Genomic DNA, 15,120 nt, shown 5'->3' with positions numbered 1-15,120 from the left:
TTGGAAGACCATGGTTGGCACGTTTGAATAATCGGATAATTTCATTGAAATGCGTTTAGTGGCCTGCTTCCGGTTTTTCGGACACCGAGTTAAGCTAATCCCACCTTGTTTTCAAATTCCATCGGGCTGAGATAACCCAGTGTCGAATGCCGACGCTTAGGATTATAGAAGCGCTCGATGTAGTCGAACACATCTGCCTTGGCGTCGTACCTGGTTCTGTAGACCTTGCGGGCCGTCCTTTCCGTTTTGAGTGATGAGAAGAAGCTTTCCATGGCGGCATTGTCCCAGACATTGCCCGACCGGCTCATCGAACAGGTGATGCCGTGGTCGGCCATGAGGCGCTGGAACTGTTCGCTGGTATATTGGCTGCCCTGATCCGAGTGATGCAGCAACGCGTCCAGTTTTCCTCTGCGCCAGATCGCCATGATCAGAGCATCGGTCACGAGCTGGGAGGTCATGCTGGAGTTCATCGACCAGCCGACAACACGACGTGAGAACAGGTCGATGACGGCGGCGACATAAAGCCAGCCCTCTGCGGTCCATAGATAGGTAAAATCAGCGACCCATTTCTGGTTCGGCCTGTCCGCCGCAAACTGGCGGTCCAGAACATTCGGCATGATGACCGAGCGTTCGCCGGCATCCTTCGGCAAGCCACGTCTTCTCGGCCTTGCTCTCAGCGCGTTCGTGCGCATGAGCCGTTCGACATGATGCAGGCCACAGGAAAAGCCTTCAGCAAGAAGATCGTGCCAGACACGCCGGGCACCATAGGTGCGGTCACTATCTTTGAAGCTGCCTTTGATCTTGTCCAGGAGAACCTCGTCATACCGGGCATGGTGGCTCGGAGAACGATTGAGCCAGGCATGGAAGCCGGAACGAGAGACACCCAGCGCTTCGCATAGCCATGCCACCGGCCAGATCGAACGGTGCTTTGCAATGAACGCGAACTTCATATCACGTCCTTCGCAAAGTAGGCGGCGGCCTTTTTTAAGATATCACGCTCCGCTTTCAGCTTGGCGACTTCCTTGCGCAGCCTCTCGATCTCAAGCTGCTCGGGCTTCATTTGGCCATGGCCTGGGAAGGCCTGCACTGGATCAGAACCATATTCCTTGACCCATTTGCGCAAAACGTTCTCGTGGACATCCATGTCGCGGGCCGCCTGCGCAACACTGACGCTGCGCTCCCGCACCAATCTCACCGCTTCAAGCTTATATTCGCGGCTGAACTTTCTTCGTTGCATTCCTTCGCTCCAGTTTCATTGGAAACACCTTAACTCGGTGTCCATGAAACCGGCAGCAGGCCAATCATCGCGTTTTTCGCGGCAACCAAAACGGCTCCTTATCAGGGCGACGAAACTGCTTGGTGCGCTGCTTTCGTATGCTGGGTGCTCAAGCATTGTGGGAAAGCCTATTCCAACGATGCCGGTTCTAGGTCCTTTCGGAGCTTCGCGCCGCTTCCCGCGACAACAACGCCCGTTGTCGGGGATCTGGTTGTATTCAAACACCTAAGCCACCCGAGCCAAGGTCACGTCGCATTCTTCGATGGTTTTGCAGATGATGCCAAAACGAAAGTTTGGTGTTTGGGCGGCAACCAGGGTAACCGCATATCCCGGAAGCCCTTCACTGTCGCGAAGGGGGATTTGCGGGTCGATTCCTACCACCATGTCGCATAAGGCAAGACGTCGCTGTTCTTCGATATTCTGCGCTGTTACTGTTTTATTTGTAGCAGCGCAGGCTACGCTAGCTGCTGATCCGAAGCCTTGGTACACAACAGATATCGGTGACGACAAAACGTCGCTAAACATAAATATCCGCGGATCAGAGCAGAATCTTTATACCGAAAGTCATGCCCTCTTAATCGGTGAGGTCAATTACATTAACCGACCGCCTCTGACCTCAGTGCCAAGGGAATTAGTAAACCTTACCAAGGCTTTGGAGCGTCAACACTTTAAGGTGGAGCTTTATTTTGATCTGAAATCGGAAGACCTGGAGCAAGCCGTTGACGATTTCATGCGCCACAGAGGTACGGTTACCGACAGCCGGCTTTTTGTTTATATTTCTTCCCACGGCGAGAGCCGCGATGAAGGGCAACCACTAGGCTATATCCTTCCGGTTGATGCGCCAAATGATAAAGCGGCCAAGAACGAGATGTCGTCCAAGGCTTTGTCTATGCAAATGTTCTCAGCTTGGGCGCAATTCCCAGATCCGAAACATATGATGTTTGTGTTCGATTCGTGTTTTTCCGGCGCGTTTTTCGGATACCGCGGATTGTCCGTTTCACCTCCTGCGATTAGCGGGGTACCGTCAGAGAAAAATACTGGAGGAATCACGATCGGGCAGGACGGACAACTGGTGACACCCCCTCCGGAGCGTAGCGGAATAGAGTCCTCGAACTATGCTCTAGAAGGTGAACCACTCACGCGAGGAAGGCAGTTTCTTTCCGCTGGCGATAGCAATGAAACGGTCCCCGGCACGAGCTTAGTTGCCCAATTGCTCACAAAGATTTTGGACGACCAAATCCCAAAAGTTCAACTCAATGCGGATTATTGGACAAGTGGAGACGAAATTGGCATCTGGATGCAGCACAACGTAAAGAGTTTGATAGGTGCTCTCCTAAACGTAGATTCGCCGCCCAGCCCGGTGTTTGGCCGGTTGCCCTTTGACTCGCTCTACACGCGAGGTGACATCCTTTTCTCAAGGCTGGATCTGCCGGGCGGGCCAGCGGTTAAAAATCCGGCGGATGAAATTCTTTGGAACAAAGCAATTGCACGGAATATTGATGTAAATCCAATTTTGACGAACGAGTCGGTCCAAAAGGAGCAGGCGGCTAAAGCCATTACTGCGGAGTATTTTGAGAAAGCTGAAGTGTTTTCCAAAAAAGCGGATGAGCTGCAGGCGAAAGCAGATGTATCGCCTGATACCTACAGCGATTTTTCCCTGCGGGCCGCCTCTAAGAGAGCCGAAGCGGATGATGCTAAGCTTGCCGCAGAGCAAGCGTCAAAAGACGCCTCGTCGGCAAGGGCACAGCAAATAAAAATTCTTTCAGATGCGAACGCGTTGGCCGATAAAATCAATGGAGTTGTAGCTACTGTAATTCCCCCGGAAAATGCTCGGTTGTCCCCGGATGATGAGAGTCAGTTGAGGGGGCTAATAATCGTCTCTCATCGGATAACACGCCCGATCGACATCAATCTCGCATCGATTTGGAAAAGTTTATCGCACAGATGCCTGGTGAGAAACAGGACACGACCGTGCATATTTTGCTTACCCACTTTAGTGCGAAAAGCTATAGATTTCAGGTGGGCGTGTCGCAGGCGTTGGGTAAGCAACCAAACCGATTGGTCCTTCAAGACAAGGATGGATTGCTGGCGGAGTTGGAAAAGGCGCTAGGCGAAAAAGCTGCTAAAGATCTCACGCTGAAGCCGTTGTTGGTTGGGGCAAAAAGTAAAATAGCCAATGCCGCATCGGCTAGTCCCTAGTCGTCATCTTTGTCAAAGCTTCCTCGGAAGCGATTTTGTCGAGATATCGCAACCTCCTCGACTTCATCCAACGAACCAAGCGTCGTGATCGCTCCAGGAGTGAACGAACGAGGTTGAATACGCATTTTTTTTGTTCAGGACCGCGTATGCCAGTCCGATTGCTATTCCCGCCAACAACGAAGAACATATTCGCGCAAGCCATAATTCCATCACTCAATACTCTCCCATTTTGTCGAACTGGAGTGTGCCCCGACGACGAAGGATCGGGCAATAGGCGCGTCATTGATATATCAGTCCGCAACCGGTCGATGGCGGCGATCAGTTCAATGGAACAACCTTGTAGAAGAAGTTCTTGCCGGAGACCTCTGTCGAAGAGGTGTTGGTGTCTGAAATTGTAAAGCCGGGCTTGACTTACCGAGTTTCAACGTCGCAGTACGCATCGTACCCGCCATCAGTCGTGGTTTTGATGTTTACCGTGTCCGCTTTGTATGCCGCAATAGGAAGGTATACGCCGTAGCCCTGTTTACCATACGTCAGTATATTTGCCTCGCAATTTGCTCCCAGACTGGTCCAAACGGTGTCGACGTCACTCGGCGTCATTGAATAATAGGTCACGCCGAGCGATCAGCCCCCGCATTGCACTATGCTTTCAGCATTGCCTTTGAGAGCGCCACAATCGGGCAAATTAGTTCACGTCCCGACCATCTCGTCGGTTAGGGTTCTCGCGAGGATAAGAGCAGCGCGTCAGCGCGGTTCTGTGCTACAGGCGCGCTCGATTCCGCTCCAAGAGCGCTTCGAGGATGTCAAGGTTGCTTGCCCGCAGCGGCATACCCATTTCGCCGAGAAGAATTTCGTCCAACTCTTCAAGCAACTCCATCTGCTGACCGACTCTTTCATCCTCGACCCCTCGTGTAGCTGGCCGCCGACCGTCATCCATGAACTCGTACCGCAGTCGATGACCCAGCTCCGCAAGCCGTCGATGTCCTTTGGAAAATCGTAACTGCGGCTGCCCCTCAGACGGGCGCTCAATCCGAAAGCACAGCGGAAAAGGAAAAGCATCAAACGTTCTGCTGACCTGAAACCTGGAAGCCCAGCTGGTGGATGCTGGAAGCAGTGATTTTGCCCAGACTGCGAACAACCGCGAAAAGACGAAACAGGGAACCGCCTCATCGCCGTCGATAAAAAACAGTCGTTGTGCCGGAACTTCTCCCTCTCGAAGCAATCCTGCTTCAGCGGGAATCCGGCCATCTTCAATAACCCATCGCTCCGCAGCACGGGATGGCGTGGTCCAGGCAGCCACCAAGTCAGATGGTCGCTTTCCACCTAGTTCAGCTCGTTCCCGCAGTTCAGGAAACCGCTCGAACAGCTGCAGCGCAACGGGATCACGGCCTCGGATGCCATCCCAGACAGCGGCCACCGGGATTGCGATTTCGCGGCCGTCGTCTCGACTTCTTGCGTTGGGCCGATATAGACGGGCCTGAGAATCGAGACCGGAAGTCCCGGAAGATCGAATATCCAGCCAGTCGCGCTCGTCCACACGCACCACGTCTCGCGTATCCAGTCCACGTGTCACCAGCCCCTGGTTCTGTGGTAGGCGAAAAAGCTTGCCGAGGCGCATTTCTCCCGGGAGCTCCAATCGTTTTCCATCAATGGCCGCTGAGCGTATTGCACCAATGTCGGTGTAGCGAGCAATCGAAAGACCCGACCTGTGCGCTTCACGGATTGCAGCGAGACGTGGCGCTTCCGCAGTGAGCACCATTAACGGTGTACCATCGCGATCCTTCAGACCAACCGACAAGGCGCGCGCGTCCAGGCTTTCCATCAGTCTGTCGGAAACGCCTGTGATCAGCGACTTGTCGAACCAGCTTTCTCTCCTCCCGACAATCTCCAGAAACGTTGCCTCCCCGAAACGCTCGAAATCCGTCACTAGCGGTGTGATGTCAACAATCGCATTGCGGACGGCGCCGATTCCCTTCTCAGCGATTTCGAACCGGTACCGGCTGCTCATCCTGCGATCTGCCTGCATGCCTCTGAGGCCTGTCGCGTTGAGTTCCGACGCCATTTCATAGCCAGAGCGGCGCTCGCCAATCGACAGGGACACGGCATGAACCTGTCTGGAATGGCCCCGTTTGACCATATCCTCTCTGACGTCATCGGCAGAAGCAGCCAGGACACCGACTGTTGCAACCATGTCGGCCATCCGGCGATCGATCGACCGTCTCGTCTGTCCCGTCCAGAACGGAGAACGCGCGAGTGTGGTATCGATCACGGCGCTGGCCTGACCCAGGATCTGCTCAAGGCGGCTTCTCTGCTCCATGATGATGGAGGGGGCATCGGACGGTGGGGCCGGGGCGATAAGGAAAAGAGACTCTTCCCGGCGGCGCACAAGCTCGGAGATGCGGCTGACACGGTCGTCAGACAGCGCTTCGTTACCCGCCAGCCAGATGATGACACCAAATCCTGACAGCGACTTCGGCCAATTGCCGGCCGCGACAGTGTCAACGATGAGGATGACGCCGTCTCCCGGAGCAGAAAGACTTGTGAGATCGCGGCTGCGCTTTACACGATAGTCCCCTTCCCACACTGTACCGGAATTGAATTGAATGCTCGGCGGTGGCTCCAGGTGACGGCTTATTGCCTGAGCGCGAGGATCCGCCGCTATGATGAGGACATTCGGTGCATCCCTACGTGTGAGCCGGCTTGAAATGCGGCTGGCGGGGGGCGCGAGCATGGTTTCCGGGCCGGCGATCCTGGCGCCGAGCACAGCCTCGAGGCCCTTGACGTCGACGGTAGTGCCAAGCCGACCGGCAAATGTTTCAACAGCCTGCCTGAAGTCCTCAGCACTGGCGGGATCGAACGATCTCGACAGGCCGGACGCGATCGCGATCTCGAATGATGACCGGCCATGTGGCTTGACGCTCAATCCATCGAGAGAGAGCGTTCCTTCGCTTGTTGGATCGAGGAGGATGGCCTTGCGAAGCTCGATCAGGATTCCCGGTCGAACCACAAGACTGACATAGTGTGCCATGCCTCGGTCCTTGCCCAGCTTTTCCTCAAGGAATGCCTGAACAACCGTCGCGATCCTGTCAGTATCGCGTGCTTCGGCGGGAAGCGCGAGATCAAGCCATGACAAGGGCGCTACCTCGAGAAGATCCTCCCGAAACTCTTCAAGTGCAGCATGAATTTCGGCAGGCCTGCCAGCGTAGGCACGCTCAGCCCAGAGGAAGATGTCACGCCAGGCATCGCCCGGCCCAGCAAGAATACCAGTGTCAAACGGTTCGACTTTTCCCTCTTTGAGCAGTTCGAATCCGGTGATCTCGGAGACATGGTCGCCGCTTACCGACGGAAGAGCCGCATACCAGGCGTTGGTTCCTGGCTTAACCTGATAGGCTGGAAGCGCGAACCCGGTGTTCGAAAGCCGGACATAGCCGGAGAGGTAGAGCCTGTCTGGGAGATCGGAAGACGTCAAAGTATCCCTTTCCGGGCGTACCACGCCTTCGCAATGTTCATGACCTCCTCCTGAAACTCATCCGGCGCCTTGTTGGGCTGCCAGTCATACAGTTCCACCTCCGCACCCAGAGCGACGACTTCGTCGTAGAGCGTACTGCCCTCCAGATATTGCTTGGGAAAGATCACAAGCTCGATATTGTCCTGGAGAGGCACATTGTGGCTGGAGGCGATCTCAACCGTCGATGCTCGCTTGTCGTGCTGGTTGCTGCCTTCGATGCCCATGCGCGCGACATCGACATATCCCCGGGTCACGCTTTCGCTCAGCGGTACATCTTCGAGAATGTTCTGCCTCAGATCACCCTGGTAGTAGGAACTGAGGGAGGCAAACGCCCAGCCTACATGACCAGCAGCTCCCGCGTGGCTCGCGGCCACCGCATAGTCTTCGAGAAAGACCAGAGGATCCGCCTGCTTTGTGAACGCACCCTTGGCGGCAGCACCGGTATCGAAGGGGTAGACGTGAGCGGGCGAGGGGATGGCAGACGGCTTGACGATGAAGACGACAGGAAAACGGGTCAACTGATGGGATTCCTGGTCGCCATATCTTGATCTGTAGGCTGGCCGAAGCACGAAGAAGTACAGCAGCTCCTTTTCGAACACGTCACACCACTTCGTAGCAAAGGTTCGGTCCCGGACAATCTCCTTCGCCAACCAGGCGGCCGTCACGTGGGCAAGAGGGAGCACGGCTGGAAGCGCGCCCGGGGATGAGCGCTCGATCAGCTGCCGATCGTATCTCACATTGTCCCTCCGAGGCATGCCACCTCTGAATCGCGGCTTTCCTTTCGGTCTTTTCATTGCCCTCTGGCCTCCCCTCTCTCAGAACTGCCAGCTCCAAGAAGCCCGGCATCCTGTACCGATCTGAGAGCCTCCAGTGCAAACTTCGCCTGCTTTGCCGACGGCTTCTTCTCCCAGCCGCCAGCCGCATAGCCGGCAATTGTTCTCAGGATGCCAGCGGTCTTCCAGTGGAGAACCCGGTGTCGCTGGCCAAGCTCCGCGGCCTGCAGCAAGGTCGCACTGTCGATCACCATGCAGTCCTGTATCCGCTCAAGATCTTCGGACGTGAACGTCTGCGCCTGTGACAAGGCGCGGCCCAGAGATTGGCCAAGTTCGGCAGAAGAATGGGCGAGCTCGGGCGGCATCGGGTCCGACAGCTGGGGAGGGTTGTCTCTGAAAGCGTGCCAGCATTCCTCCCGCTTGAACCACTCGCCCGGGTTTCGTTCACCAGCAGTGGAGCGAAGGACGTCGTTGACGTGCGGTGCCCAGGAACGGAGAAGATCTTCCAGTTCAACAGAGATCGCCTGCCGACGCCAGATAGTTTCGAAATCGACCCTTCCACCTGTCCGCAACGAGAGCGAAGCGACAAGATAGGCAACGATCTGCGAACGGAACGCCGGAAACCCCATCTGCCGCACGACCCGTTCAGACGCCCTGTAGATGACGCCGATTGCTACAAGGCGCCGGAACCAGGCTTCGTCGGGCAGCGGAGCCGACCTGTCCTTGAGGCGCTGCATGAAATGTTGAAAGTTCTTCTGTCCGCCAAGGCAGACCCGGAAGGGAAGGTCGCCCCAGGCATTCAGATAGCGCGCCAGATCAAGTTTACTGAGGCGCCGCGTGCGCGGGGTGTGGATCCGAAAGATCTTGTCGTCGCGCGCACGATAGGACGCCTTCTGCTCGGCCGCCAGATAGGAGCCGCGGGCGCGCTCGTAGAACCAGCGGCCCTTGCCACTTTCAAGCCACGTATTGTTCGCAAGTTCTTCAACGCGCTGATGAAAGGGGTCATTTGACGAGAAGTCGGCCTGCTGGACGGTATTCTGCCGATTCGCTGCGCGTGAAACGGAGCTAACCATCTCTGCCAGATCACCATCGGTAACCTTGATGATCTTCACCGGGACTTCAACGCCCTGGAGCGACAGTCGATCCTTGAATCTTGCCCGATGGAGCGAAGCCGTGGTCTGGCCGCCGTTGACGATCTGGAGGCCCTTTAGACCGGAAATGAGTGTCTGTCCCTGCTGATCATTCTCGAACACGATTTCGTCGACGGTCGCGACAAGACCATTATTGAAGGCCATGAACATCGATGGCTGATCGGATATCGTCTTTCGAAGTTCCGCGTTGACGCTCTTGCGACCCTGTATGCCCAGAAAGGCGCGAACATTGAGTTCAAGCAGCCTGACCCCATAGGACTGATAGATGCTTGAAAGAACTTCCCCCGGAAGCACCGTAAGATAGGCTTCGTAGCCCCCCGCTTCGGGCCTGACCGGAAGGCATGGCAGGCAGCGACCCGCAAGGTGCCTGAGATCGACGGCAATATCTGATCGGGTCTCGCCCTCACCAAGGATCCGGTGCAGGCGGGCGATATCGAAGGCATCATGTTCGATCACCCGCCCAGACCACTCTTCGTTCTCTGGCAGTGCTGGACCTGTCAGCTGATCCGTGAGCAGCGTAAGCCTGATCGTCGAGATCCGGGATGCCTCGCGCTCAATCCTCCTCGCAAGATCGCTCGCATCAGTGTTCGAAGGTTCAAGCTTGTCAGCCAGCCCGTCCATCGATGCACGAGCAAACCTCAATGCGCGCTCGAACGCGTTTCGCACGTCCGCCATCGGCAGCCTCACTGGCGGAATTTCGCCGGTGTGGATCGTCGTGAAAAGCTCGAGAACCTCGCGGTCCTCGTCGATTGCATACCCGTCGATACGGTAGCTTGCTCGGCCGGTGTGCCCTTCCTGGTAGAGATCGAACGCTTCCTCGAGCCGTTCCGCCTCCTCAAGCCGTTCCAGGATGAGTTTCGTGAACATCTCACCGGAAAACAGCGTCGGCGCATCAGCACCAATGACGATCTCCTCAATCTCGGACGCAAGTTCAGTGGCGAACGTATTCAATGGGTCTTCAGTCATTGGTGTCTCGTAGTGAAGTCGTCCAGAACCACGGCAAGCGGCTCTGACGTCGAGGCGAAATGGGAGAGCTCGAGGACATAGCTGGCCTCGGTAATCGAGGGCGATACCGACCGCCGCACCAGCCGCGGAAAACCGTCATCGACGAAATGCACATGCGTCTGACTTATCGCGGCCCGGATGCTCGAAAGTGCCCGCCAGTCTTCCGGGCTGAGGCCTCGTCGCAGAAGAGCACTCGAAAACTGCCGCTTGGCTTCCGGATACCTGAGGATCGATGAAATGGCTGCGGTCAGTTCCTCAAGGCACTGGCCGTCCGGAGTTTGGTGCAGGCGCAGATGAACGAGAGCAAGACGCTCAAGGCCGACATCATCCAGCTGGTCGAGGTTGGCGATAGCGATCCGGGAGCCTGCGCCCAGTGTCGTCTTCACTTCAAGCGCCATTCCAAGATGTTCGAAATCATGAAGTCCGTCATCAGGGGCGCGCCATGTCTCCAGCAGCGCAGCGTCCTTTTCGAGGATTGACTTGAGGATGTGGAGCTCACCCATCAGTCCAACCGTCTCGCTGCGCGACAGGCTGCCGGTGGTGGACCTGAGAAATGCCTGCCAGGCCTCCAGTCTCGCGACGACCGCTCTGATCGAGTGCTCCGCAGTTTCTGAGGCGGCATAGGCGATGACATCGGCGCACAAGCTGGCAAAAAGGTCCCGCTTGGCTTCGTCTTCAAGAGACAGGGTGAGCGCTGGCCCGACCTCAAGCATGGTCCGGGAGCAGCGCATTCCTCCAGCTTCGAACTCAAGGCTCCGGACTGGATCATCCGCTGACAGCTCGAAGAGCAGGCATGGCGCGCCGTCAAGCATCCGTAATGCGGCATGGACGTCGAGTGATCCGCTGCTGTCGATACGCAGCGTGACGAACTGTCTGGATCCTCTTCCAGCGAGCGAAAGCCTGGTCCAGAGTGCTTCGATATCGGCAGGAGTGGCAATCAACGATCCCGCTCCTTCTGCATGACGGTATTTTCGAGATAAAGCTTTCGGCTAGCGCTGGCGCTGGTCGGAAAGCTGATCATCACGCCGATGACGGCCTGATCGCCCTCGATCATTCCGGGCGTGTCGGGGTCCAGCGGATAAAGAAGGAGCAGACCCTTCTGCGGATGCCGCCCGCGAACCCGCCGGATTTCCGGACCCGCCGGTCGCGTCGCACGGGCCAGCCCGGACGCCTCACGGATGCGGTTGGTTTCTCCCAGCGCTGCCGCGTACTCGTCGTCTGACAGATCGATGGCTTCGTCAGGCGGATTCAGGATTGATCGCACGATATAGCGTCCAGCGGTCTGCCGGCTGGCTAGCGGGCGACGGATCGTGCTTCTAATCGCATGACCGGCAATGGTCACATCACGGCCGTCACCTGACGGAACATGGACTGTCCAGCTGGAGAGTTCGGAGGGCGACTGACGAAGCTGTTCTTCGACGTACCCTGCAAGCTGGTGGGATTCGATCTCGCGGTTCCCCGGCGGGAAGCTGAGATTTCGAAGATAGGCCGCCACCCGCTCTCCCGGGACATTCCGCCAGAGGAGACCGGATGCTGTTCCTCCCGTTCCAGGCCGCCTCACATCCACATCCGGTGCATCCAGCTGATCGAGAAAGGCGTCGGTCGCCGCCGCATTCTGTTCAAGAAGCCGTCGTTCGGTATACATCACCGTCTGGATCTTGCCCTCGCCTGCGAATCCAGTGTGTCTTTCGACCGCGTGCCGCTGCTTGTTGGCGGCCGTGACATTCATGACGCTGTGCGATTGCACACGCAGGCCGTAGTCCCTGGGCGTCTGGAGCATGAGACGCATGTGCACGAGCTCGGTGCGGAGTTCCTGACTAGCCGTCGCGATATGACGGAACCAGTCCTCCATGTCGGGAGTGGTATAAAGCCTGCAGATGTCAGCGAAGCCTCGACGGTAGCCGAACCACCGGCCCATCTGGAGCAGACTGTCGTACTGCTTGCTGATGCGCAGGAAGTAGCTGACGACAAGACCTTCGAGCGTCAGGCCGCGCGAGAGCTTGTCGCCGCCGATGGCGATCACCGAAAGGCCGGTCTCCTTGTATCGCCCGTAGTCGAGAACGCTTTTCGACCGGCCGTTTGCTACGATCACCTGTATCTTGTCACTCGAATCCGACAGCACGGCCCTGATTTCATCCCAGGTGACCGTTCTCGTTCCGCGATCAAAGACGGTGCCCGAAATTGCTGCAGAGGTCGGAACGAAATCCTCGCGCCAGAGGGTCTCCAGTTCGAAGAGGGTTTCGGCATCACTGCCGGAAATCCGGGCCCTGAGATCGTCGAGATAGCGCTCGACCTGAGCATGAACCTCACCATGGACGTCAACAAAGCGCGAGACGTGAATGAGCATCGAGCAATGGGCGTCCGGCCGGCCGCGGGCAGCTCGGACAGCGCAGGCGAGGACAAATGCACTGACGGCTTCCTTCAGCGATGGGGGTGGCTGCCGTTCGCCTTCGTATCGCGGGCGCAGAAATCGATCGTGCGGATCGGGTATCCAGCGTTCCCGCACCTGGTCGACATGCCGCACCAGCGGGAGGCCAGTATTTCCTATGTCGCTATTGGTGCCAAAGACGGCTGACGGTCCGAAATAGTCGTCCGGCGGCGTAAGCGCAAAGATGAAAGTGGACGGAAACAGATCAAGGCCGTACCTGTCGGCGGCGCGAGCATCGTGAATCAGGATGTTTGCGAACGGCGTCGCTGTATAGGCGACATAGGCCGAGCGTTTGAACGCGCCGAGAAGTCTGCGTATCTCGCCATTGATCCGGGTAGGATCGTAGTCCTCGTCAAACGTCCCGTCCGGCAGAGTCGGCTGATCCTTCGTATCGATCGACGCCTGATCGGCCTCGTCATCGACAAGTAGAAGCGGTGCGCGCCGAAACTCTTCGGGCAGCTTTGCGATCCAGCTGTTCAGATTGCGCAGAATCGTCGCGTTCTTCTTCACGACAAACAGACAAGGCTGGTCAAGGGGCGCGAAGTTCGCCTGCCTCGCGAAGGCAATGTTGAAATCTCCGTTGGCGGACGCAAGCGTCAGGCTGCCGGCGGTCATCGCGGGAGGGATGAGCCCGACGCCGATCGCCTTCATGCGGCCGGCATCGCTCTCGTCAGGCCTCGTGTCATAGCCGAGAAAATCGAGCTCCAGCCTCATCTGCGTCTGGAGTCGCAGCAGATTGTGCATGCCTGCAAGAACGATGATGACCCGATACCCTGCGTCGACGCAACGATTTATGAGTCCGGCATAATGCGCGGTCTTGCCTGACTGTACGTCACCGACCACCAGACCTCGCCAGCTCCACGGGCCGTCACGCTGCGGGTCGTCAAGCAGTTCAACGACCCGCGCAGTGCTGTCCCGCAGTTCTTCAACCGTGCGGACAGGCCACTGATCTTCCTGCAGCTTCTGAAGATATCGGCTCATGAAGGGACCGGGCCGCCGTCTCTCGCCCATGTACCACTCGCGGGGAACGTCGCGATCCACGACGGCGACGGCATGGCCCTGCTGAACGACATAAGCGCCTTCAAGCAGCCTTACGACGCTTTCGATCTCCTCATCGTTGAATTCGTGACTGGTCCGGCGGGCGACCACCGGCATCACCGAAATAACAGTCTCGCGGATCGCCGCACGATCCTCGGGCCGCTCGTCCGTTGACGTCAGCAGCTGGCGGGCCATGTTGGTCAACGTCTGCAGCGCGCCGTCACTCATCGGTCGATTCCAGCCTTGCCAGAATGGCCTTCCTCAGGTCAGGGCCATCGAGGCGCAGCGAGCGGAGCAGAGTGTCGAGAACTTCCTCGGTGCTGCGACTTCCGCGCGTATTGCGAATGGCGGTGACAAGATCATCGATCAGAAGAGCGTCAATGGCTTCCGGACTGCTGGCAGCCTCGACATTCTCCGAGATGTCCAGCCAGATTCGCTCGACCGGAACCGAACGTTCAATCAGGGTGATGGCGGTGCGCATCAGCCGCTTTGTAGCCGCATCAGAACTGAGCAGCTGAGCGATCACCGGATGTTCGCGATTGATCCGGTATCGCCGCTTCCCCGAGCGGTGCTCCTCGTTCCAGATTGCTGTCTCCGCATCCTTTCTCTGCGCCGGAGCCCAGACCTGCCCACCGCGCCAGGCAAAGACCTCACGGGCTCGTTCCCGGCACTGTCCGCCCAGCGCAGACAGACGAGCGCGCAACGCCGCTGGCGGCCGTGCGCGGGCCTTGCGGACGTCGATGCGCCACTGGGAATCTGCGCTCTGCGGCAGGTCTATGGTGATCCGCGCCAGGCGACTGCTCTCATCCTTCGTCCACTCACGATGACCGCCGAGACCAAGCCAGCTGCCGGCGACGACAAGCCGACTGGCACGATAAACATAGAAGCCCTGACGTTCTGCCCAGCCGCCAGGACCACCACCAGCCGCGAATTCGGCTTCATTGGCAAACCTGTCGCGATGCGGCATCACAAAAGGCGATACCCGTACCGCCAGTGCTCCAGACCCCATCTGACCTGCTCCAAGCGAGCGCGTGGCGGGATGTGTGCGCAGCATCGGGTCCCATCCGACAACCGCCCTTCCATTGATGGTGATGCGGACGCGGCGTGCATCACCGTCGAGAAAGCGATGGAACACCATTGCAAAATGATCACGGACGTCGCGGACCTTGGCGAAGAACCCTTCCTTGTCCAGGCCAAACAGGCCTCCGAGCTCATCCATTCGTTCGAGTGCGATAAGAGTGCCATCTCCATGTGAAGGGATGCTCAGATGATCGAAGGGATCTGGGCGCGTGTCCATGTCGACGCTCCAGGTCCTGGAAGCGACCACCTTGGCGACATCCCAGCACATGCTGCACTCGTGCCCAGCCTTCCGGCTCACTACGGTCAGTCGCTGGCATTGCGACAGGGAGGCTGTCTTCATGCCGAGACCAAAACGGCCAAGATCGTCCGGCCCTCGTTCAATGTCCATGTCGCCCCCGAAACGCATGGCATCTTCGAGCTCACCACGGGTCATCCCCAGGCCGTCGTCGAGCAACCCGATGCGAGGATTTCCCTCGTTCCAGTCTATGCTGAGCTCAACATGATCCGCTCCGGCGGAAATCGAGTTGTCGATCAGATCGGCGAGGGCGGTCTCAGGTGAATAGCCGAGACCGCGCAGTGATTTCAGCAGCGCGCCTGCATGCGGCGGTATCTCGATAGACGTCATCTGCCCCCCCGGTTCTGCGCGTCATCTGCTTTCTATC

Annotated in this window: 9 protein-coding genes; 2 read left to right on the top strand and 7 right to left on the bottom strand. The window is 57.7% G+C overall.

Annotated elements, in window-relative coordinates; genetic code table 11:
- Positions 1-89: 89 nt before the first annotated feature.
- Positions 90-1,237 (bottom strand): IS3 family transposase gene (locus AVI_RS10850; RefSeq protein WP_085946590.1). Its coding sequence is split into 2 segments (ribosomal slippage): positions 90-991 and positions 991-1,237, totalling 1,149 coding nucleotides; the frame shifts between segments, so codons are not numbered across the junction.
- 63 nt (positions 1,238-1,300) lie between these two features.
- Here AVI_RS10850 and AVI_RS31810 point away from each other — a divergent pair.
- Together AVI_RS31810 and AVI_RS10840 are read left to right on the top strand one after the other, a co-directional pair.
- Complete coding sequence (locus AVI_RS31810; protein ID WP_080516986.1) at positions 1,301-1,669, top strand: CHAP domain-containing protein; 369 nt, start codon at positions 1,301-1,303, stop codon at positions 1,667-1,669.
- Positions 1,659-3,386, top strand: a complete 1,728-nt coding sequence (locus AVI_RS10840; protein ID WP_041696747.1) for a caspase family protein — start codon at positions 1,659-1,661, stop codon at positions 3,384-3,386. The genes AVI_RS31810 and AVI_RS10840 overlap by 11 nt, the downstream gene beginning before the upstream one ends.
- A gap of 849 nt (positions 3,387-4,235) precedes the next feature.
- Here AVI_RS10840 and AVI_RS10835 read toward each other — a convergent pair.
- From AVI_RS10835 to AVI_RS10810, 6 genes are all read right to left on the bottom strand, one after another.
- Complete coding sequence (locus tag AVI_RS10835) at positions 4,236-6,944, bottom strand: hypothetical protein (protein ID WP_041696744.1); 2,709 nt, start codon at positions 6,942-6,944, stop codon at positions 4,236-4,238.
- Entirely contained in the window at positions 6,941-7,501 is a 561-nt protein-coding gene (locus AVI_RS10830) for a hypothetical protein (RefSeq protein WP_139192553.1), read from the bottom strand. Before AVI_RS10830 ends, AVI_RS10835 begins: the two co-directional genes overlap by 4 nt.
- A gap of 272 nt (positions 7,502-7,773) precedes the next feature.
- Positions 7,774-9,873: an AIPR family protein gene (locus AVI_RS10825; protein ID WP_015916401.1), complete on the bottom strand. Its 2,100-nt coding sequence runs from the start codon at positions 9,871-9,873 to the stop codon at positions 7,774-7,776.
- Positions 9,870-10,853 (bottom strand): PD-(D/E)XK motif protein, encoded by a 984-nt coding sequence (locus tag AVI_RS10820; protein ID WP_015916400.1) that lies wholly within the window; start codon positions 10,851-10,853, stop codon positions 9,870-9,872. Before AVI_RS10820 ends, AVI_RS10825 begins: the two co-directional genes overlap by 4 nt.
- On the bottom strand, positions 10,850-13,606 hold the full coding sequence (locus AVI_RS10815; RefSeq protein WP_015916399.1) for a Z1 domain-containing protein: 2,757 nt from the start codon (positions 13,604-13,606) through the stop codon (positions 10,850-10,852). The genes AVI_RS10820 and AVI_RS10815 overlap by 4 nt, the downstream gene beginning before the upstream one ends.
- Positions 13,599-15,083, bottom strand: a complete 1,485-nt coding sequence (locus tag AVI_RS10810; protein WP_015916398.1) for an ATP-binding protein — start codon at positions 15,081-15,083, stop codon at positions 13,599-13,601. Before AVI_RS10810 ends, AVI_RS10815 begins: the two co-directional genes overlap by 8 nt.
- Positions 15,084-15,120: the final 37 nt, after the last annotated feature.

The sequence above is a fragment of the Allorhizobium ampelinum S4 genome (assembly GCF_000016285.1).
GTDB classification, from domain to species: domain Bacteria; phylum Pseudomonadota; class Alphaproteobacteria; order Rhizobiales; family Rhizobiaceae; genus Allorhizobium; species Allorhizobium ampelinum.
Note: the sequence above shows the minus strand (reverse complement) of the source record. Positions and strands in the feature narration are given on the sequence as shown.